Source organism: Rhodococcus sp. LB1 (assembly GCF_001583455.1).
Taxonomy (GTDB): Bacteria; Actinomycetota; Actinomycetes; order Mycobacteriales; family Mycobacteriaceae; genus Rhodococcus_F; species Rhodococcus_F opacus.
On the sequence record NZ_LTCZ01000391.1, the window covers coordinates 1 to 21,187 of the forward strand.

The 21,187-nt window shown below is 67.3% G+C and carries 18 protein-coding genes; 12 read left to right on the top strand and 6 right to left on the bottom strand.

Annotated elements, in window-relative coordinates; translation table 11 throughout:
• From AZG88_RS37085 to AZG88_RS37115, 7 genes are all read left to right on the top strand, one after another.
• A partial coding sequence (locus tag AZG88_RS37085) for an aminomethyltransferase family protein (protein WP_231914327.1) occupies positions 1 to 1,102 on the top strand: 1,102 nt, incomplete at its 5' end.
• A complete protein-coding gene (locus tag AZG88_RS37090; RefSeq protein WP_005252384.1) occupies positions 1,095 to 1,688 on the top strand; it encodes a sarcosine oxidase subunit gamma in 594 nt (197 codons plus the stop codon). The genes AZG88_RS37085 and AZG88_RS37090, both read left to right, overlap by 8 nt.
• A 77-nt stretch (positions 1,689 to 1,765) precedes the next feature.
• On the top strand, positions 1,766 to 2,665 hold the full coding sequence (gene folP / locus AZG88_RS37095) for a dihydropteroate synthase (protein ID WP_061700547.1): 900 nt from the start codon (positions 1,766 to 1,768) through the stop codon (positions 2,663 to 2,665).
• On the top strand, positions 2,662 to 3,339 hold the full coding sequence (locus AZG88_RS37100) for an aminotransferase class IV (RefSeq protein ID WP_025433076.1): 678 nt from the start codon (positions 2,662 to 2,664) through the stop codon (positions 3,337 to 3,339). Before folP ends, AZG88_RS37100 begins: the two co-directional genes overlap by 4 nt.
• A 152-nt stretch (positions 3,340 to 3,491) precedes the next feature.
• The gene (locus AZG88_RS37105) at positions 3,492 to 3,905 is read left to right on the top strand and encodes a glycine cleavage system protein H (RefSeq protein WP_005252381.1); all 414 of its coding nucleotides are present in this window, start codon (positions 3,492 to 3,494) and stop codon (positions 3,903 to 3,905) included.
• A gap of 4 nt (positions 3,906 to 3,909) precedes the next feature.
• Entirely contained in the window at positions 3,910 to 5,292 is a 1,383-nt protein-coding gene (locus AZG88_RS37110; RefSeq protein ID WP_061044367.1) for an L-serine ammonia-lyase, read from the top strand.
• 1 nt (position 5,293) lies between these two features.
• Positions 5,294 to 6,022 (top strand): hypothetical protein, encoded by a 729-nt coding sequence (locus tag AZG88_RS37115; protein ID WP_005252379.1) that lies wholly within the window; start codon positions 5,294 to 5,296, stop codon positions 6,020 to 6,022.
• Here AZG88_RS37115 and AZG88_RS37120 read toward each other — a convergent pair.
• The 5 genes from AZG88_RS37120 to AZG88_RS37140 form a co-directional block, all read right to left on the bottom strand.
• Entirely contained in the window at positions 5,968 to 9,396 is a 3,429-nt protein-coding gene (locus AZG88_RS37120; RefSeq protein WP_061700548.1) for a serine/threonine-protein kinase, read from the bottom strand. The two genes, AZG88_RS37115 and AZG88_RS37120, sit on opposite strands and share 55 nt — an antisense overlap.
• A 75-nt stretch (positions 9,397 to 9,471) precedes the next feature.
• Entirely contained in the window at positions 9,472 to 10,284 is an 813-nt protein-coding gene (locus AZG88_RS37125) for an IclR family transcriptional regulator (RefSeq protein ID WP_061044364.1), read from the bottom strand.
• A 74-nt stretch (positions 10,285 to 10,358) separates the two neighbouring features.
• Positions 10,359 to 11,579 (bottom strand): M24 family metallopeptidase, encoded by a 1,221-nt coding sequence (locus AZG88_RS37130; protein ID WP_061700549.1) that lies wholly within the window; start codon positions 11,577 to 11,579, stop codon positions 10,359 to 10,361.
• A gap of 64 nt (positions 11,580 to 11,643) precedes the next feature.
• Positions 11,644 to 12,978 carry an MFS transporter gene (locus tag AZG88_RS37135; protein ID WP_061700550.1) on the bottom strand — a complete coding sequence of 445 codons (1,335 nt, stop codon included), beginning with the start codon at positions 12,976 to 12,978 and terminating at the stop codon, positions 11,644 to 11,646.
• Between the two features lie 295 nt (positions 12,979 to 13,273).
• Positions 13,274 to 14,785, bottom strand: coding sequence for a PucR family transcriptional regulator (locus tag AZG88_RS37140; RefSeq protein ID WP_061700551.1), 1,512 nt, complete (start codon positions 14,783 to 14,785; stop codon positions 13,274 to 13,276).
• Between the two features lie 104 nt (positions 14,786 to 14,889).
• Between AZG88_RS37140 and AZG88_RS37145 the strand changes: the two genes are divergently transcribed.
• Both AZG88_RS37145 and AZG88_RS37150 read left to right on the top strand, forming a co-directional pair.
• Positions 14,890 to 16,404: a purine-cytosine permease family protein gene (locus AZG88_RS37145; RefSeq protein WP_005252373.1), complete on the top strand. Its 1,515-nt coding sequence runs from the start codon at positions 14,890 to 14,892 to the stop codon at positions 16,402 to 16,404.
• A gap of 26 nt (positions 16,405 to 16,430) precedes the next feature.
• Positions 16,431 to 17,357, top strand: coding sequence for a polysaccharide deacetylase family protein (locus AZG88_RS37150; protein ID WP_061700552.1), 927 nt, complete (start codon positions 16,431 to 16,433; stop codon positions 17,355 to 17,357).
• Between the two features lie 7 nt (positions 17,358 to 17,364).
• On the opposite strand, the gene AZG88_RS37155 is transcribed toward AZG88_RS37150, so the two are convergent.
• Positions 17,365 to 19,140 carry a TerD family protein gene (locus AZG88_RS37155; RefSeq protein ID WP_061700553.1) on the bottom strand — a complete coding sequence of 592 codons (1,776 nt, stop codon included), beginning with the start codon at positions 19,138 to 19,140 and terminating at the stop codon, positions 17,365 to 17,367.
• A gap of 302 nt (positions 19,141 to 19,442) precedes the next feature.
• On the opposite strand from AZG88_RS37155, the gene AZG88_RS37160 reads away from it, so the two are divergent.
• The 3 genes from AZG88_RS37160 (at position 19,443) to AZG88_RS37170 (ending at position 21,172) form a co-directional block, all read left to right on the top strand.
• Positions 19,443 to 19,832 (top strand): excalibur calcium-binding domain-containing protein, encoded by a 390-nt coding sequence (locus AZG88_RS37160; protein WP_025433080.1) that lies wholly within the window; start codon positions 19,443 to 19,445, stop codon positions 19,830 to 19,832.
• A 216-nt stretch (positions 19,833 to 20,048) separates the two neighbouring features.
• Entirely contained in the window at positions 20,049 to 20,549 is a 501-nt protein-coding gene (locus AZG88_RS37165; protein WP_061044362.1) for a pentapeptide repeat-containing protein, read from the top strand.
• A gap of 131 nt (positions 20,550 to 20,680) precedes the next feature.
• On the top strand, positions 20,681 to 21,172 hold the full coding sequence (locus tag AZG88_RS37170) for a DUF4188 domain-containing protein (protein ID WP_005252368.1): 492 nt from the start codon (positions 20,681 to 20,683) through the stop codon (positions 21,170 to 21,172).
• Positions 21,173 to 21,187 lie beyond the last annotated feature (15 nt).

Here is a 21,187-nt window from a genome sequence, read left to right on the forward strand (position 1 = left end):
CTACCCCCTCCCCGGGGAGGACATGGACGCCGCCGTGCTGCGCGAATGCGCCGCCGTGCGCCGCAGCATCGGCATCCTCGACGGCTCCACCCTCGGCAAGATCGACGTCCAGGGTCCCGACGCCGGGGTGCTGCTCGACATGGTCTACACGAACATGATGAGCACCCTGAAGGTCGGCATGGTCCGCTACGGCGTCATGTGCGGCGTCGACGGCATGGTCATCGACGACGGCACCGTGATGCGCCTGGCCGACGACCGGTTCCAGGTCTTCACGACCACCGGCGGCGCCGCGAAGATCCTCGACTGGATGGAGGAATGGCTGCAGACGGAGTGGCCGCACCTGTTGGTGCGGCTCACCTCGGTCACCGAACAGTGGGCCACGTTCCCCGTCGTGGGGCCGCGCTCGCGCGACGTGATCGGTGAGGTCTTCCCCGACCTCGACGTCACCAACGGCGCGTTCCCGTTCATGGCGTGGCGCGACACCTCCCTCGGCGGCGTCCACGTACGGGTCGCGCGGATCAGCTTCTCCGGCGAACTCGCGTTCGAGGTCAACGTCGACGGCTGGCACGCACCCGCGGTGTGGGCGCGCCTGATCGCCGCGGGTGAGAAGTTCGACATCACCCCGTACGGCACCGAGACCATGCACGTCCTCCGCGCCGAAAAGGGTTACCCGATCATCGGTCAGGACACCGACGGCACGGTCACCCCGCAGGACCTCGGGATGAGCTGGGCCGTGTCGAAGAAGAAGCGCGACTTCATCGGGAAGCGCTCCTTCACCCGGGCGGAGAACCAGAACCCGCTGCGCAAGCAGTTCGTCGGACTGCTGCCCCTCGACAAGCAGACCGTGCTGCCCGAGGGCGCACAGATCATCGAAGAGGCGTTGGACGGCATCCTGCCCCCCGCACCGGTGCCGATGCTCGGGCACGTCACGTCGAGCTACCTCAGCGCCGAACTCGGCCGCCCGTTCGGGCTCGCCCTCGTCAAGGCCGGCCGGGCCCGGCTCGGCGACACCCTGCACGTCCCGGTGGACGGAAACCTGGTCGCCGTCGAGGTCACCAGTTCCGTCCTTGTCGATCCCGAAGGAGCACGTCGCGATGGCTGACACCCTCGTCCCCCTCAGCCCCCTGCACGGCTGGGACCAGAAATTCTCCGAACTCCCCGAGTCGGTGACCATCACCGAGGAGCCGTTCGTCGCGATGGTCGACCTGTGGGTCGACCCGGCGGGACCGGGAGCCGCGGCCGCCGCGGCGGTCCTCGGGTTCGACCTCCCCACCGCGGCGTCGACATCCGCCGGCACCGACGCGACGACCGCGGTCTGGCTCGGTCCCGAGGAGTGGCTGATCACCACGCGGTCACAGCCGGCGCCCGCGCTCGAGTCGGACCTGCGGGCGGCGGTGACACCCCACGGCGGTGCCGCGATCGACGTCTCCGGACAGCGAACCACCCTGCGGCTGCGCGGCGCTCACGCCCGCGACGTCCTCGAGAAGGGGTGCTCACTGGATCTGCATCCCACGGTGTTCGTCCGCAGCACTGCGGCGCAGACCATGCTCGGCCTGGCGGGCGTGATCCTGATCGCGCTCGACGACCGGGGAACCGACTACCGGATCCTCGTGCGGTCGTCGTTCGCCCGGTATCTCGCGGAGTGGCTGATCGACGCCGCCGAGGAGTTCGGCGTCGACCCCGTGTAAGCGACAGCGTCGGTTCGGTGGACGGCGCGGCGTCGTCCACCGGACCGATTCCCCATTCTGGAAGGAGGTGCGCCCGAATGGTTCCGTTGCCGACGCTCACCGCCACCGGCCCCGGCCGACTGCTCGAGGCTCTCGCACGCGATGTTCCCCTGGTCTGCGGGATCGTCAACGTGACCCCGGATTCGTTCTCCGACGGTGGCCGGTACCTCGACACCACTGCGGCGGTCGAGCACGCCCTGTCTCAGGTCGCGGAAGGCGCCGATCTCCTCGACGTCGGGGGCGAGTCGACCCGCCCCGGGTCCCGCCCGCCGTCCGTCGCGGAGGAGATCGCGCGCGTGGTGCCGGTAGTCGCGGCCCTCGCGATGTCGACGTCGGTCCCGATCTCGGTCGACACCTCGAGACCGGACGTGATGCGGGAGGCGGTTGCGGCAGGCGCGTCGATGATCAACGACGTTCGTGCCCTGCGACTTCCCGGTGCGCTGCGCGCTGCCGCCGATCTGGACGTGCCCGTGTGCCTGATGCACATGCGCGGCGATCCCGAAACGATGCAGACGTCGCCGGAGTACGGCGACGTCGTGTCCGAGGTGCGCCGGTTCCTCGTCGACCGTGTCGGCGCCTGCCGGTGCGCGGGAATTCCCCTCGAGCACCTCATGGTCGACCCGGGGTTCGGCTTCGGCAAGACCCTCGCCCACAACCTTGCACTGTTGTCCGAGCTTGGGCAGATCACGGATCTCGGTGTTCCCGTGGTGGCCGGACTGTCCCGGAAAGGCATGCTGGGCACGATCACCGGTCGCAGCGTCGACCACCGTCAGGCCGCCTCGGTGGCCGCTGCGCTGATCGCCGCACAGAACGGGGCAGCTGTACTCCGGGTGCACGACGTGGCCGCCACCGTGGACGCGGTGTCCGTGCTCCGCGCGCTCGTATATCCTGGTCGCGCCAACTCCAGTCACCCGTCGAATCGAGCCTCCGCACTGTGAACACCTCCGTGTCCGCCGCCGGTCTCGCGACCATCGGAATTGCCGAGGCACAGCTGATCGGTGCCGGTGCACAGCTGATGGAGACGATGTATCACGATCCGCGGACCGGCCTGCGGCACGCGGAGCGTCACCTGCGGCGTCTGGCCCGTTCCGCGACCGTGCTCGGGTACGAGTTCCGGGAACGAGACGTCCGGCGCCGACTCACCCAGCGGCTGTCCGGCCTCGGCGCGGCTCGGGTCCGCGTGCGCCTGCACCGCGACGGCGGTGTGGACGTCGACGTCTTCGGGCCGCCGGTCGCACCCGCGTCGGTGTCTCTCGTGCTCGACGACGAGCCCGTCGACTCCCGGGACGTCCTCCTCGGACACAAGACGACGTTGCGCGAGCGATACGACCGCAGACGGCACCGCCATCCCGGGGCCGGCGACGTCGTGCTGGTCAACGAACTCGGACATGTCACCGAGACCACGATCGCCAATCTCGCCGCCCGCATCGACGGCGTCTGGTGGACACCACCATTGGCGTCGGGGTGCCTGCCGGGTGTCGAGCGGTCCTGGCAGCTCGACCGCGGGCTGATGCGCGAACGCGTTCTCACGCCGGGCGATCTCCTGACCGCCGAGGCGCTGGCCGTGACGAGCTCACTCAAAGGCATGCTGCCCGCGACCCTGCAGCCGTAGCCGCTTCGTTTCCGGACGTTTTCCAGACCACCTCTTGACCCGCCTCCGCGGCTGACCTACTGTTATCGCACACACTGATATATCAATATCAGACCTATTGGATCACATGCGCGACTCCGCGACCACAACGCCCGACTGTCAAAGGAAAAGGCATGAGAGCTGGAAAGATTCCCTCGGATCGACGGTTCACGGCAACGCACAGCTGGTTGGCCCTCGCACCGGGACAGAGCTTCTCCGACTACCCGCTCCGGGCCGGGGTCACGGACACGGCACTCGACGAGATCGAGGTGGTCGGGCTGGAACTTCCGGCAGTGCGCAGCACGATCGAGGCGGGCGCACCCTGCGCGCTCGTCTGGACGTCCGCGCGGACCGTCGTCACGGTGTTTGCGCCGATCAGCGGACTCGTCACGATGACGAACACCGACGCCCTCGCAAACCCGCAACTCGTCGCCGACGATCCGTTCCACCGCGGCTGGCTGTTCGCCGTCCTCCCCTCGCCGACGTCGTCCGCCTACGGACTTCTCACCCCAGCGCAATACGCGAACGAACTCAGTGAGGCGGTGTAATCCCATGACCATCAGCGTGTTCGACCTGTTCTCCGTCGGCATCGGCCCCTCGAGTTCGCACACCGTCGGACCGATGCGGGCCGCCGCACGGTTCGTCTCCGACGTCCGCGCCCTCGACGCTCTGCCCGCAGTCGCGGATATCCGCGTCGACCTGTACGGGTCGCTCGCAGCCACGGGAGCGGGCCACGGAACGATGTCCGCGGTGCTGCTCGGACTCGAGGGGTACTTTCCCGAGAAGATCGAGACCGAGGAGATGGAACGACGTCTCGAGGAGATGCGCAGCACCCGGCACATCAGGGTCGGCGGATCCCACGAGGTCGCGCTCGCCGAGGACGAGATCGTTCTCCATCCGCTGACCATCCTGCCGCTGCACCCGAACGGGATGAGAATCACCGCGTCCACCGCCACCGGCGTCGAGATCCACAGCGAAACCTATTTCTCCATCGGCGGCGGCTTCGTCGTGACCGAAGCGGAGAGCGCGGAGCCACCGGCCACCGCCACCGGCGGACTGTCGTTCGGGTCCGCCAAGGAACTCCTCGACGTCGCGGCACGCCACGGCTACGCCATCAGTGACGTGATGCTCCAGTTCGAACGCGAAACGCGGTCGACCGTGGAGATCTACGAACGGCTCCTCCATATCCGCGACGTCATGGTGGAATGCGAGAAGCGCGGGATCGCGCGCGACGGGATCCTTCCCGGCGCTCTGCGCGTGCGCCGGCGTGCACGGGACTGGTACCTCCGCCTGAATCAGGAAGATCCGCACCGTGATCCCGCCTTCGCCGAGGACTGGGTCAACCTCGTCGCACTGGCCGTCAACGAGGAGAACGCATCCGGCGGCCGGATCGTCACCGCGCCGACCAACGGGGCCGCGGGCATCATCCCCGCGGTGCTGCACTACGCGGTTCACTACACCCCGGCCGGGAAGTCGGATCCCGACGACACCGCGATCCGCTTCCTCCTCGCCGCCGGCGCCGTCGGATCGCTGTACAAGGAACGCGCGTCGATCTCCGGAGCCGAGGTCGGCTGCCAGGGCGAGGTGGGTTCCGCGGCGTCCATGGCCGCTGCCGGGCTTGCGGAGATCCTCGGCGGCACAACGGAACAGGTGGAGAATGCCGCGGAGATCGCGATGGAGCACAGCCTCGGACTCACCTGCGATCCCATCGAAGGGCTGGTGCAGATTCCGTGCATCGAACGCAACGCGATCTCGGCGGGCAAGGCCATCAACGCCGCTCGCATGGCCCTGCGCGGCGACGGCACCCACCGGGTCAGCCTCGACCAGGTGATCGAGACGATGCGCTCGACCGGCGCAGACATGCTGTCGAAGTACAAGGAAACGTCGACCGGCGGTCTGGCCGTCAACGTCCCGGTCAACTATGTCGAGTGCTGACGTGATCACCGACGAACTTCGCCTTCTCCCCGCCCGCGCCGCGCAGTTCATCCGGCGGCACCCGGTTCCGAAGCGCGGCGACTACACGCCCGAGACCCGGCTGTCGGTGCTCGACGTCCTCGTGCACTGTGCACCGGTCCGCGGCGACGCCTTCGTGGCCTTCCAGCTACTGAGCCGGCGCGAGCTGCCCGGCTCGTACCTTCTCCACGTCGACGTCGTGGACGACGCGCTGTCCGCCCTCGACACGTTCGCCGTCACCGAGAACGAATGCGAGCAGAGTTTCGGCCCGAACTGGCAGGACGTCGTGCGACACGCCGTGGAAGCGGCAGCCCTTTTGCACGGGGACTTCGGAGCACTGACGCGGACGACAAGCGTCGTCGACAGCCGCAGGCGGCTCGGCGCGTGGGCCTGCGCACGTGATGCGGCCTGGGAAGCGGGCCGGATCAAATCCTGGTACCGCGCCCAGGACGCCGCGTGGGAACGGCACTTCATGGACGAGGCGACAGTGCGCGAGGACGAGCAACTGTGCGCGGACATCGCGACCGCGGTGCGCGACGCGGCAGCAGCGCACGCCGTGTCGGATCTCGTCGGGCGGCACGATTTCACCAGCGCGCACTTCGACACCCTGCTCGCCCCGTGGCGGACGGCCGCCGCGCACCTGCTGCCGCGAGGCGATTACTGCGCGGCCGCGAGCACGGTGTCGACGAACGTCCGCGGCAGGTCGGGATGACCGTTCTCCCGCAGCGCCGCCAGCGCCGCGACGACGTTCGGGCCGCCGTCGGGTAGGAACCGGGTAAGCCCGTGCCGGGCGCACTCCGCCGCCGCCGGCAGCAGCATCGCCTGCGCCTCGTCGCGACGTCCGGCCGCCCACAGGCACGACACGAGCAACCGGACCGCCTGCAGCCGGGCCCGGTGCCGCCCGGTCCCGTCGAGTTGCCGAACCCAGTCGTTCGCCCATTCGCACGCGAGATCCGCGTCCGCCGGATCGCCCTGCGCCGCGAGCAACGTGATGGCCGCCTCTTCCTCGAGTTGCGCCGTCGCCAGGTCGAGCCCGTTCGCCGGGGTGCGCCGGGTCTCGCGTGTGACGGGCACGAACCCGGGTGCCGGGGGCAGCCCGATCCGCACCCGCTCGTTGTCGACGGCGGCCCGCAGCCGGGGCAGGGAGAACGTCTCGGCCGTCCGCACCCCCTCGTCGAGTTGTCGTGCCGCGGCGTCGCGATCGCCGCGCACCGCCATGATCCGCGCCCTGAGGCAGTAGTGGCGGATCATGAAATCCGGTGCGCCACCGAGCGCGGCGGCGTCGAACGTCTCGTTGAGCAGCTCGTCCGCTTCGTCGATCCGGCCCTGCTCGTAGTGGACTTCGGCGAGAAGCGTGCGGGTGAGCCGCGCATGCTGCGACTGCGTGTTCTCCGCCTCCCGGACCAGCTGGAACGCCTTGCGGTACAGCTCCATCGCACCGCCGACATCGAGCTGCTCGAACTTCGCGAGTCCGGCGAAACAGTACCCGTACGCAACGGAGTACGGTCCCGTGTTCTGCCGGTGGTACGGGGCCGCCCAGCTCTGCCTGCGGTAGGCGTCCTCGAACCGGAATTCACACGTGTCCACGAACGTCTCGATGAGAGCGGCCATCGACACCACGAAGGGGTGGTACTCCGTGGGATGGGCGAGGCATTCGGTGACGAGCTCCCGCACCCCCTCGATGCGGTCCGCGGTCGCCTCGATGTCGCCCTGCAGGACATCCGCTTCCACCCGGAGCTGGGCGGCGCGACGCTCGGGCATCTCGCCGCCGTCGATCTGCTCTAGCGCGCGGGTTCGGGCGGCTTGCGCGAGTCCGAGTCGCTGGAGTTCGCAGTTCGCCCATCCGATGGTGAGCTGCAGCCGCGGGCTGGCGGCCACCAGGTCGGCGGGCAGTTTCCCGATCAGGCAGAGCAGCGTCGACATCTGTGACCGATCGAGGAGGTACAGGTCGTCTTCCTCGAGCAGTTCCACCGCTCGCTGCGGTTCCCCGGCCGCGAGGATGTGGTCGACGGCCTCGCCCAGCAGGTGCCGCTCCCGGAACCAGTCGTATGCCCGGCGGTGCAGGTCGGTGATGCGCCCGGGGTGGTCCCGTTCGAGGCGCTGATGGAGGATCTGGGCAAACAGGTGGTGATAGCGATACCACTGGCGGTCGTCGCCCGTCCTCCCGAGGAACAGGTCACGGGCGGCGACCTGCTCGAGTCTCGCTTGCCCGTCCTGCACGCCGCCCAGCGCCGACGCCAGGTCGCCGCACACCTTGTCGGGGACGGACGTGGCGAGCATGAAGTCGAGCATGTCGGGTTCGAGGGCGTCGAGCACGTTCTCGGCGAGATACTCACCGATCGCGTCGGTCCCCGTCCGGAGCTGTTCGATCAGGTTCTCCGGAGTTCCGGCTTCGCGCAACGACAACGAGGCCAACTGCAGTGCCGCGATCCAGCCGTCGGTCGATTCCCGGAGTTGTTCGATCTCGGTGTCCTTCAGGGGAACCTGCACCCGGTCCGACAGGAAGTTCTGCGATTCGCCGAAATCGAAACACAGGTCGTCGGACGCTATTTCGTTGAGTTCATCGAGCACCCGCATCCGGCTCAGCGGCAGCCCCGACCGGCTCCGGCTCGCCACGACGATCTTCAAGTGGTGGCAGCCGTTGTCGAGCAGGAACTTCATCGAGTCGATCGGCCCGGAGTCAGTGATGCGGTGCCAGTCGTCGATCACGACGACGAGGGCCTCCCCGCTGTCGTGAAGCCGGTTGATCAGGGACGTGAGGACGAACCGTTCGACCGCGTCCCCGTGCTCCTCCAGCGACTGGCCCAGATCGGTGACGACCTCCGGGCGTACCCGCCTGATCGCCTCGACGAGGTGGGTGAGAAACCACACCACGTTGTTGTCGTCCCGGTCCACGGTCAGCCACGCGACCGCCGTCCCGGCGTCGACCAGGTCGTCGCGCCACTGGGCGACCAGACTGCTCTTGCCGAACCCGGCCGGCGCGTGGACGAGCGTCAGCCTGCGGTCCCGGCCTGCGCGGAGGACGGCGAGGAGCCGCCGGCGCGGCACGAGCTGCCGGGTGGTGGTGGGTGGGCGGAACTTCGTCACCGGCGCGGGCGGGGTCGGCGGCGTCCGCACGTTGTACGGGAGCCCGGGGCCCCGGGACCGGGTGGATTCGGCGGCATGATCGTGCAGCTGCTCGGGTGCCCGCCGAACCGGGATGTACATGTCGTCGACGACGACACCGTTGCGTCGCTCGACCGCCCGGAGCTCGTTGCCGAAGTCGGCGGCGCCGCCCGGCCTGTCCTCGACCGCGCGGGCCATGGCATGTTCGACTGCGCTGCACACGTCGTCGGGGATTCCGGCATCCCGCAGGTCGGGGACCGCCTGCGTGGAGATCCGCAGGAACTGCCCGACGACCTGCTCACCGCTCCGGCGCTCGTACGCCGCATGCCCGGTCAACGCGCAGAACAGGGTGGACCCGAGACTGTAGACGTCCGACTCCACCGTCGGTGGCCGTCCTTCGAGCACCTCCGGCGCGGTGAACGCCGGGGACCCGGTGATCGAGCCTGCCGTCGTCTCGAATCCGCCGGAGACGCGGGCGATGCCGAAGTCGGTCAATTGCGGTTCGTCGTATTCGGTGAGCAGGATGTTCGCGGGTTTGACGTCGCGGTGGAGCATCCCACCGCGATGCGCGGTCTCGAGGGCGCCGGACATCTTGATCCCGAGCCGCAGCACCTCCTGCCACCCGAGGGGACCCGACCGACGGATCTGCGCCTCGAGGGAACCGAACGAGTGGTACGGCATGACGAGGAACGGCCGCCTGCTCCGGGTCACACCGACCTGGTAGACGGCAACGATGTTCGGGTGCCCGGACGTGCGGCCCATCGCCCGTTGCTCGCGGACGAACCTCGTCACGTTGTCGGGGTCGAGGTTCGACGTCAGGACTTTGACGGCCACCGTGCGGTCGAGGTCCTCCTGCAGGCAGCGGTAGACGACCCCGAACCCGCCGCGGCCGATCTCCACGGCATCGTCGAACCCTGCCGCGGCCAGCTCGGTCGTGATCTCCGGCTGGCGCTGGGTTGCCCACGGATCGTCGTTCGTCATCGGCCCTGCACCACCTCTGACACGCTCCACCCAGAATAGTCCGCGGAGTCCATCCGACGAGCGGAGGCGATGCGGTCAGTCGCGGGTCGCGACGGGTGCCCCGAGTCGGGCCGACACCCGCCTGCCGGATTCCGCGACCGCCCGCCCGAGCGACTCGAGCATGGACTCGGGGACCCGGAACCGTGGGGCGGACAACATGACTGCCGCGACCAGTACGCCGCGATGATCGCGGACCGGCGCCGAGATGCCGACCTCCTCGATCGACGTGCGGCCGTCGTTGACGGCGTATCCGCGGTCGCGGGTGTCACTCAGCTCGTCGAAGTACTCGCCGCGTGACTCCTGCTCGTCGGGTCCGACGAGCAGACGCCGGTCGAAGAGCCGCTCGGTCTCCGCCCGCGGCATCTCGGAGAGGAACACCTGGACGGACGAACTCGCATAGGTGTCGTAGCGGGTGCCCACCGCGGCGGTGTGCTTGACCTGTTTGGGACTGGGAATCTGTTCGACGACGACGGATTCGTGCCCGTTCCACACCATGAGCGCGCTGGTCTCGCCGGTGCGGCGGGTGAGTTCCTCCAGTTCCGGCTGCGCCACGCGGCGGACGTCGAGGTTGGCCAGCAGTGGCCCCGCGAGGGCGATGAGACCGAGGCCGAGCCGGTAGCGTCCGGTGCCCTCGTCACGCTCGACGTAGCCGGCTTTCTCGAGGGTGGCGAGCATGCGGGAGACGCTGCTCTTGTGCAGGTCGACCTTGCGCGCGATCTCGGTGACACCGAGCACCGGTTCGGCGATCGAGAAGGATTCGAGCACCCGGAGACCGTTGAGCAGGACGGACGGGGACGGCTTCGCGTCGGCGTCCTGGCCTTCGAGTCGATCGACGTCGTCCACACTCATGATCGTTGCGCTCCTTCAGTTGTGCATACGCCACCGCCGACCCTGCCACACCCGTGGCAGGGTCGGTGTACCGGTCAGACGCCGAGGATGTTGTGCTCGGGTCCGAACGGGAACCGGGTGATGTTCTCCGCATTGTCCTCGCCGACGACCAGGATGTCGTGTTCGCGGTAGCCCCCGGCGCCCGGCATCCCCTCGGGAACCATGATCATCGGCTCCATCGACACCACCATCCCGGGTTCGAGGACCGTGTCGATGTCTTCGCGCAGTTCGAGGCCCGCCTCGCGTCCGTAGTAGTGCGAGAGCACCCCGAAGGAATGCCCGTACCCGAACGTGCGGTTCGGCAGCAGACCCTCGGCCTCGTAGATCTCGTTCAGCTCGGCCGCGATGTCCTTGCAGACGGCGCCCGGCTTGATCAGGTCGAGCCCGCGGCGATGCACCTTGACGTTGATCTCCCACAGCCGCAGGTGCTCCGCCGACGGCTCCCCGTAGAACAGGGTGCGCTCGAGCGCCGTGTAGTAGCCGGCGATCATCGGGAAACAGTTCAGCGACAGAATGTCTCCGCGTTCCACGCGGCGGCTGGTGGCCCAGTTGTGGGCGCCGTCGGTGTTGACGCCCGATTGGAACCAGACCCACGTGTCGCGCAGTTCGGCGTGCGGGAAGGTGGCCGCGATCTCCCGGATCATCGCGTTCGAGCCGGCGATCGCCACCTCGAATTCGGGGACACCCTCGGTGATCGCCGCACGGATCGCGTCGCCGCCGAGGTCACCGATCCGCGCCCCGTGCTTGATCAGTTCGATCTCCTCGGGCGACTTGATCATGCGCTGGCGCATCGTGGCCTTCGCGACGTCGGTGAACGTCATCCCGGGCAGAACCGCCGCGATCCGGGTCCGCACGTCGGGGGTCAGGTGGTCGTCCTCGACACCGAGTGCGCCGCGCGAGATGCCCTGCTTCGCCAAGACCTGCTGCACGGCGTACTCGAAGTTGTCGCGGCGCCAGTCCGTGTAGACGACGTTCTCGCCGAACGACCGCCGCCACGGCATCCCAGCATCGATGTTGGCGGACACGGTGGTCGAGCCGCCCTGGGTGACGACCAGTGCGTACGGACGCCCGAACGCCGTGTAGAGGAAGTCGGAGTAGTAGTTGATGTTGTGGTAGCTGGTGAAGAGCACGGCATCGAACCCGTTGTCCGCCATGTGCTTACGCAGGGCGACCAGCCTGCGGTCCATTTCCACCGGGGAGAACGTGGGAACGACCTTCTCGCCGTTGGGGATGCTCTTGATGCGCTCCAAGTTCATGATGTTCCTTTCGAGTTGCCGGCGGCATCGCGTGATGCCGCACTTCTGTGGGATGTACGGGTGGTCAGGTGTCGGCCAGGGGGCGCCGGGAGGTTTCGCGGGCCATGAGCATCGCCACCATCGCGACGAGGGCCGCGGCGACGAGATACCAGGCGGGCGCGAGTGTGCTGCCGGTGAGTTCGATCAACAACGTGGCGACGAACGGCGCGGTGCCGCCGAACAGTGCATTCGCGGTGTTGAAGCTGAACGCGAAACCGCTGTAGCGGACCTGGGTCGGGAAGATCTCGGCCAGGAAGGTGGGAAGCGTGCCGTCGTTCATGGTGAGGAACGCGCACAGCACGATCTGGATGAGGACGATTCCGACGATTCCGACGGCGCCGAGCGCACTGAACAGCGGGACGGTGAACACCGCGAAGCAGACCGACGCGGCAATGAGAACTCGCTTGCGGCCGAAGCGGTCCGAGAGCGCACCCATCCCGAAGATGAAGACGATGTAGCAGGCGAGAGCGATCGACGCGGCGACGAACGAGGCCGTGTGGCCGACGTTCAAGACCTCCGACAGATACGTCGGCATGTAGCTGAGGATCAGGTAGAAGCCGACCGCATTGAGGCAGGTGACACCGAACGCGATGGCGATCGCGCGCCGATGGTGGGTGAACAGGATCGACAACGGCGCGTTGGACTCCACCTTCTGTTCCATTTCCTGGAACTTCGGGGTGTCCTCGAGCTTCAACCGAATGTAGCGGCCGATCAGGCCCATCGGCGCCGCGAGCAGGAACGGCAGCCGCCAGCCCCAGCCCTCGAGCTGTTCCGTCGACAGCACCGCGGTCAGCAGTGCCGCGATCAACGATCCGAACAGAAGCCCGGCGGCCGTGGACGCGGGCACGACGCTCGTGAACAGCCCGCGCTTGAGGTCCGGGGCGTACTCGGCGAGGAACGCCGAGGCGCCCGCGTACTCGCCGGCGGCGGAGAATCCCTGCACCATGCGGACGAGCAGCAGCAGGACCGGTGCGAGGTAGCCGATCTGATCGAAGCCGGGGATCAGGCCGATGCAGAACGTCGACGCCGACATGATGAGGATCGACAGTGACAACGCCGTGCGTCGTCCGATCTTGTCGCCGAAGTGCCCCCAGACGAGTCCGCCGATCGGGCGGATGACGAACGAGATGGCGAACACGGCGAACGTGGCCAGCAGACCCGTCGTGGGCTCGGCCTCGGGGAAGAAGACCACCGCGATAACCGTTGCGAGATAGCCGTATACGGCGTAGTCGAACCATTCGACGAAGTTGCCGATGAAGCTCGCCGTGATGACCCGCCGGAGAACACGAGGCGAGGGGTTCACCGCGCCGTCCTCGTCCGATTGCGACGGGGCTGAGGGGGAATTGAGGTTTTGGGCCATGCCCACTCCTTCTCGGGGCGTCGGCGCTTGCCGACTGCGACGAATGGCATTTGTTGCTTTCATTGCAACGGCAATTCGTTCACCGACCATATTGTGCCTAGCGTCACATGTCAACGGTGTTTTGCTTCTCATGACCGGACGGTGGTTGCAATGGATGAACCAAGCCGAAACCGCAGCAAACACGGACGGGAGCGGTTGCGCTACCCCGATCCGCGATTCCCGGCGATGTTCACGGGAATGCAACACCGTTGCAACAGCTGAGTCCGGAGGTGGCTTTCCCGGTCACCCGTGAAAGTCAGAGCGCGCTCGCGTCGACCGCACCGCCGAGATAGAGGCGGGTCGCGAGGTGCACGGCAGCGAGACGTGGCGAACCCGTCGGATCCTCGCCGAGTAGCGCGAAGATCTGATCGAGCCGCTGATACAGCGTCTGACGCTGCACGTGCAGCCGGGCCGCCGCCTCGGTCTTGTTGCACCCGCACTGGAGGTAGACGTCCAGCGTGTCGATCAGACGGCGAGCACGTTCGGGACCGACCGCGAGAAGCGGCCCGAGCAATTCCCTGACGAACGACGTCAGCAGGGCCGGATCGCCGATTCGCCGGCCGAGGCGTTCGAGAGCGAGTTCCGCGGCGTCCACGACGGTGTCGGCGATACCCAGATCGGCCGCGAGGTCGAGCGCGAACCGCGCCTCCGCCAGCGTCTCGGGGAGCCCGATCAGACCGGTGACCACCGGACCCACCGCAACCCGCGCCAACTCCGCCTGCGGTGTCACGCGCAGCGATTCGACCAGCGACGCGCAGGAACCGACTCGGTCGTCGGCCCGGAGCACGACGATCGCGTGCAACTCGTCGCCGGCGATGGACGACACCGTTCCGGCCGCGTACCGGTGCAGTGCCGCATCGACAGCGCCGAGCGATACCGGACCGTCGACCGAACGTCCGACAACCCCGACGTACGACACTCCGTCGGCCATCCCGGCCGCGCGCGCCGCCGCAACGAGACGCTCCGGGGCAGGATTCGGCTGGCAGGCGATCCGCAGCAAGGCCTGCGAGGCGCGGACCGCGGCCGAAGGAGGAAACGATCGCAGGAGGGAGATCGCCAGCGCTGCCGGTGCTCGCTCGACGATCGCCTCTGCGGTGACGCGATCGGCCGGGTGAGCCGGAGAGACCATGAGCGTCGCCACACCGACACCCTGGACGGACACCGGCACGGCGAGCACGCCCGAACCGGTGGCAGGGGCGGCGATCTCGTTCCCGAGGGCCGCGATCACGTCGCCGGTCGCGTCGAGCAGGGTCACGTCACCGGGCAAGAGTCGCGCGAGCACCTCGAGCAACTCGTCGGGTCCGCCACCGCGGGCCAACTCCTCGGACAACGCGTGCGCGACCGCGTCACCACGACGCAGTCGCTGCACCGATTCGTTGACCAGCAGGCCGTTGATCGCCTCGGCTACCTCGACGAACGGAACGACACCACGCAGTTCGACGACCGGCAAACCCGCCTCCGACGCCTCCTCGACCAGCGCAGGCGGGATCTGCGGCAGTTGCGGCCCGGTCTCGATGGCCACTCCGGCGACACGGCGGGCCGACAGTTCACGCACGTACCGCCGCAGTCCGGCCGGGTCGGCAGACGCGAGTGCGAACCCGCCGGTCAGCAGCAACTCGCCGCCGCGAAGGAGGTGCGCGATGTCGATGACTTCACTCGAATGCACCCAGCGCACGGGCTGGGCCAGCAGGTCGGCTCCGGCCCGAACGACCGGGCGTCCGGCAGCGAGGCTCGGGTGTGCGAGGACATCGGCTAACGACAGCGACATGACATTCCGTTCGTTGACGGCCCGAATTTATTGACAAAGTGTAAATGGTGTGATGTGGGTCACGCACCGCATGATGGGAAGCCCCACATGGCCTCACACACCACATGGCCTCACAAAGGAGTCCGATGGTCACCGACACTCCCGCAGACAGTCCCCACCTCCACGACTTCGAAGAAGTACTGCAACCCATCCCCGACGAAGCACGCACGACGCGCGTGTCCGGCCAGTTCTGGATCTGGGCGGGGGCCAATATTGCGCCCATCAACTGGGTTCTCGGTGCCCTCGGCATCGGACTCGGGCTCGGGCTGCGCGACACCCTCATCGTTCTGGTCGCCGGAAACGTCATCGGCATGGCACTTTTCGGCGTCTTCGTTCTCATCGGCCAGCGTACGGGTGTCACCGGTATGGTCTTGTCGCGGGCCGCGTTCGGTCGGCGCGGCGCATACCTGCCGGCCGCGATCCAGGCCTGCCTGGCGGTCGGGTGGTGCGCGGTGAACACCTGGATCGTCCTGGACCTGGTCATGGCACTGCTCGGCAAACTGGACCTCGTCGACCCGCACGAGCGGAACCTGGCAGCGAAGATTCTCGTCGGCGCCGTCATCATGACGATCCAGGTGACCATCGCATGGTTCGGCTACCGGGTCATCGCCGCGTTCGAGCGCTGGACGGTTCCGCCGACGCTGGCGGTACTCGTTCTGATGTCCGTCGTCGCCTGGTTCCACCTCGACATCGACTGGTCCTACGCCGGGCCCACCGGCGAAGTCCTGCACGGCGGCGCCCGGATCGCGGCGATGTCCACGGTGATGACCGTGATCGGAATCGGCTGGGGAATCACATGGTTCACCTACGCCTGCGACTACTCGCGGTTCGTGAGCCGGACGGTGTCCCGTCGCAAGCTGTACCTCGCGAGCACCCTCGGTCAGTTCGTCCCGGTGGTGTGGCTCGGAGTGCTCGGCGCCAGTCTCGCCACGACCAACGGTTCCATCGACCCGGGTGAGCTGATCGTGTCGAACTTCGGCGCGCTGGCGCTGCCGGTGCTGTTCCTCGTGATTCACGGGCCGATCGCCACCAACATCCTCAACATCTATACGTTCTCGGTCGCCGCACAGGCCCTCGACATCAAGGTGCACCGCCGGAAGCTGAACCTGCTGGTCGGCACGTTCGCCCTGGTCGTGGTCATCGTCTTCATCTTCCAATCGAGCCTTGCCACCGTGCTCGAGACCTGGCTGGCGGCAATCGTGGCCTGGATCGCGAGCTGGGCAGGCATCATGCTCGTCCACTACTTCCGCGTCGAGAAACGACAGATCGACGCTCGACGACTGTTCGAGCCGATCGGATCTCGCAGGCTCCCCGACGTCAACTGGACCACGATGGGATGCTTCGTCGCCGGAATCGCCGCAACGTGGCTGTTCATGTACGGCGCCACGAGCCTCACCCAGGGCTTCGCGGCTCGAGCACTCGGCGGGCTCGACCTGTCCTGGCTGGCCGGTGGCGGAGTTGCCGCCGCCCTCTATTCAGTCCTCGGCCCCCGAGCACACCGCCCCTACCGCATCACCGGCCAACCCCCGACACGATCGTCCGCGACCACCGACTCCCCCGACGTCCTCGCCGGCAACTGAACCCTCCCGACACCCAGGAGCACACCGTGAACAACGACTTCACCTGGCCGCAGGGCCACACCGCAGCCGCCGCCTTCACTTTCGACGTCGACGCCGAATCCTGCGTCCTCGCCCACGATCCCACTTCGGCGAACCGTATGTCGCTGATGAGCCACCAGTCGTACGGGCCCCGCGTCGGTGTCCCCCGCATTCTGCGAATACTCGAACGTCAGGACGTTCGCGCAACGTTCTTCGTGCCGGGATTCACCGCCGAGTGCTATCCCGACACGGTCCGCGCCATCATCGACGGCGGTCACGAGGTGGGGCACCACGGGTATTTACACGAACCGATGAAGGGCCTCGACCCTGCGACCGAGGCACGCTACCTCGACCGGGGGCTCGACGCGCTCGAGGAGGTCGCGGGCATCCGCCCCGTCGGATATCGCGCACCCTGGTGGGAAATGAACTGGCACACACCCGAGTTGCTCGCCGATCGCGGGTTTCTGTACGACTCGAGCCTGCTCGACGGCGACAAGCCCTACCTGATGGCGACGAGCCCGGCGTCGGAACGAACACTGATCGAGATCCCCGTCGACTGGGCACTCGACGACTGGGAACAGTATGCGTTCTACCCCGGTGTCACCGGCAGCGGCGTCATCGAAAGCCCCGCCAAGGTCCTGGAGATGTGGACCCTCGAAGCGGAGGCCCACCATGCCGAAGGCGGGTGCTTCGTCCTCACGAACCACCCATTCATCTCCGGAAGACCCTCCAAGGCAGCCGCATTGGAACGACTCATCGAGAACGTCAAGGCAATGGACGGGATGTGGGTGACCACCCTCGGGGACATCGCGGCACACGCCCAGCGTGTCTGCACCGAACCCTTCGTACACACCCGATTCGAAATCCCCACCTTCCCCGACGTCCAGCTCCGGCGGACTTCCCCGGCCCCCGAAACTGTTCGTTCCGAACGGTGAGGGATCCTCAATCGTCGACCGTCACCCCGTACTCGGTGGCGAGCGTGGCGAGATCGTATTCGTACCCCTGCCCCACCGCGCGGAGACGCCACTGCCCGGCGCGTCGGTAGATCTCGGCGAAATGCATCGTCCGTTCGGTCGTGCCGGCGTCCAGAACGAACGATGCGATCGTGCGGTCCGGAGCGTCGACGGTCACCGAGATCGGACCGAGTTCACCGAAGGCGCGATCTCCGCCGATCGCCGCCGATACGGACACGCACTGGTAGTCGGAGTGCAGGGCAGCCAGTTCGATCCGCACTCCTTGCTCGCTGCTGCCGTCGCAGGACAATTCCACGGTGCCGTCCGAACTCGTCGGCGAGTTGTAGAAGAGGAAGTCCTCGTCGCAACCGACCCGGCCGTCTTCGCCGAGAAGAAGCGCAACCACATCCACGTCGAACGCATCGTCCTCGGTGTGGGCGCGCCAAGACGCGTTGACCGTCAGCGATGTCGTCTGTGGTGGCAGGTCGATCACCTCACCGCGAGCGAGCAACGGCGCAACCCACTGAGAAGGCGGTCGGATCGGCTCGCGGAGCGCCCCCCGCTCGGGTGGTGCCGCCGGTTCGAGTGCGGAGTTCACATCGGGGGCGGTGAGCAGAGGCAACTGACGGGCCGACACTCGGTCCATGCGGGGATCGAGTTCACCACCGTCGAGAACGAGGACATCGGTGACTCCTGCGGAGAGATTGACCGACGGCTTGGCACCCAGCTGCACGATGCGGGAGCGCATCAGAACGGAGTCCGCATGCGAGCCACCGACGATGAGCACCCTTCTTCCGTGCCAAGGCTTCGTGGAGGGAACAGTTGTCGCAGGTCGAGGCCGCTGAACTTCGGACGGTGCCGCGGCCCCCTTCGGCTCACCCGGTGTCACGTGCAGCAACATCTCGCCGAGCTGCCGCTCGGTCAGGACAGGAATCCCGTCGGCCACCGCGCGGCGCACCTTTGCACTCGACGAGTGCGGGTCGTTGCAGACGACGACACTCGTCTGACGGCTGACCGAATTCATGACGTCCAGGCCGGCGGCGGTCAACCGTGCGGCGAGCGCAAGACGGGGAACATCCGTACTGCCGCTGACGACCAGTTTCATGCCCTGGACCAGTCCCGCCCCCGGATCCAGCCGACCCGGATTCCGCCACGGAGACTCCACGCGCGGAACCCGATCGGGGTACACCGCCCGCCGATCGGCGCAACCGACGACCGGCAGAGGAAGTCTGAGAGACTCGGCCAGCGAGGCGCTGTGCGCGAAGACCTCCGTCAGCACGAGGGCGTCGTCGTAAGCGTCGTGAGCCCGGTGCTGACGAACCTTCCAGTGCGCGGCCAGAGTGGACAACTTGTGATTGGGGACGTCGATCTCGAGGCGGCGCGACAGGGCGAGGGTGCAGAGCCTCTGCCGTGTCGGCATCGTCATCCCCGCCCGCCGTGCCTCGGCGTCGAGGAAGCCGTAATCGAATGACGCGTTGTGCGCGACCAGCGTCCGACCGTCGAGAAGCTCGAGCAGATCTTTCGCGACCTCTTCGAAACGGGGCGCCCCCGCCAGACGCTGTGGCGTGAGATTGTGGATATGGACCGGCCCCGGGTCGCAGCCCGGGTTGAGCAGAGTCACCAATTCACGCTCCACCGAACCGTCTTCACGCAACGCCAACGCCGCGACGCTGAGCACTCTGTGCGTGGACGAACGAAGACCGGAGGTCTCGACGTCCACGACGACCCAGCGGTGCCCCGTCGGCAATCGCGCCGGCCGGGTCATGGTCGAGGAGGCAGATGACAGCACAGAGCGACTATAGAGCCCGGTTCTCGCCGTTCTGATCGACGACACGGAAATCTCCGGCACATATCGTGCCCATTCTTAATTTCTCGGTAGTTTTTTGTTCAAGTACAGGTCGAGGGTTGTGTCATTCGAGTGAATGACACAGAGGGCCATTGCGCCTCAACAGCTTTCGAAGTCCGTTACCAATTGGCTACTATCCTCGTCACACCGGATGGATTGGCCGTCGTGGCATTTCTCGACCATTCCGTGGAAGCCCCACCCCAGCCCTGAACGAGGTAAACATGAAGGCTCGACGGTTAGTTCTCAGCGTCCTCGGTTGCGCCGCCATTTCGATGGCGGCCGCGCCCTCCGCACAGGCGGCGACGATCTTCGATTTCCTCCCCCCGGAGATCGCGTCCCTGATTCCGAGCGGTTCGGCCGACGCCGTGAACCCCCTCCTGCCGCCCGCGCCCGCCGCGCCGGCAGCACCGGCACCCGCGCCGCAGGTCGCGCCGGCCCCGCAGGCAGCCCCCGCACCGCAGGTGGCTCCGGCACCGCCTGCACCCGCGCCGCGGGCGGGGTACAAGAACTGCACCGAGGCCCGCAATGCGGGTGTGACGCCGATCTACCGCGGCCAGGACGGTTACGCGTCGCACCTCGACCGCGACAACGACGGCATCGCCTGCGAGTAGCCCATCCCCGGCGCGCCATCCGACAGACGCACCCCTCCTGTGCCCACGCACCTCTTTTCGAGCCCGGGAACGGGTGCGTCTACCGGGAAGGGGCGTGTCGGTGTCTCGCAATGCCTCACCCGACGTGCCGGTGTCGCGATTCCCCGTGCGGCGCAGTGCGCTCGGCACTAAGTTCGGCGATGACGGTTGAGGTTCTACGCGAGGGGGCGGTCCGGCATGAGCAGGACACATTTCAGGGCTCTGGCACTGGGCGCGGTCGCGCTGGCCGGGGGTGCCACACTCACTGCGGGCGCCGGAACGGCCGCGGCGGATGTTCTGACCGAGATCAACGGCTGCAGGATTGTGGCGAATCCCGATCCCGACGATCGCACGACCTGCCCCGGCGCGGATCTGAGTTCCGCGAATCTCGCGGGCCTGAACCTGAGCTTCGCCGACCTGTCGGGCGCGAACATGAAACGGGCGAACCTCACCGGCACCAACTTCGCCGCCGCGAATCTGTCGTACGCCGACCTGAGCGACGCGAACATCACCGGAACGAACTTCACGGATTCGCAGCGCAATGCGGTGATCCTGTACAGCACGGACATCGACATCCTCGGCACGATCGTCGGAGACATGAACATCACGACCGAACCCGAATGGTCCACCGACGCCCACGAGCGGGCACTCGCCTCGGTTGTCCCGGTGGCCCCGACACCGACACCGCCGTCGCCGTAATTCACTACTGACCCAGTCACCCGGGCCGCGCACTGCGCGGTCCGGGTTTTTGCATGCCCACACCCCTTGACATTGGATACTCTCACTATCCATTATTAGATAGTAGCGGTATCCAACCTTGGAGGCATCCGATGACGACGATCGACCCCACCCGTTCGACGCACCATTACGACGGCGAACTGGTGGTCTTCCTGATCGGGATGACCATCAACCGACCCTGGCGACCGGACCTGTGGCTGCCCACGTTCCTCGCGATGCCGAGGATGTTGCGCGAGCTGTCCGAAGACCCGGATTCGGGTCTGATGGGCTACCGCCTGACGTTCGAGGGCCGCGGCCCGACAGTGATCCAGTACTGGAACTCCGTCGACAAGCTGTACGCCTACGCCAGTGACAGCCAAGCGAAGCATCGTCCGGCCTGGGCCGCATTCAACCGGCGGGCCCGCAAGGCACCCGGTGCGGTCGGCGTCTGGCACGAGACCTATCCGGTGGACCGCGCCGAGTCGATCTACGTCGGCACGCCGGCGATGGGTCTGGCCCGCGCCACCGCACGTGTGCCCGTCGCACAGAAGTTCAGCCGCGCCCGAGACCGGCTGTCCCGCAGTAACAACACCCACGAACAGTGATCGATTCAGGAGAAG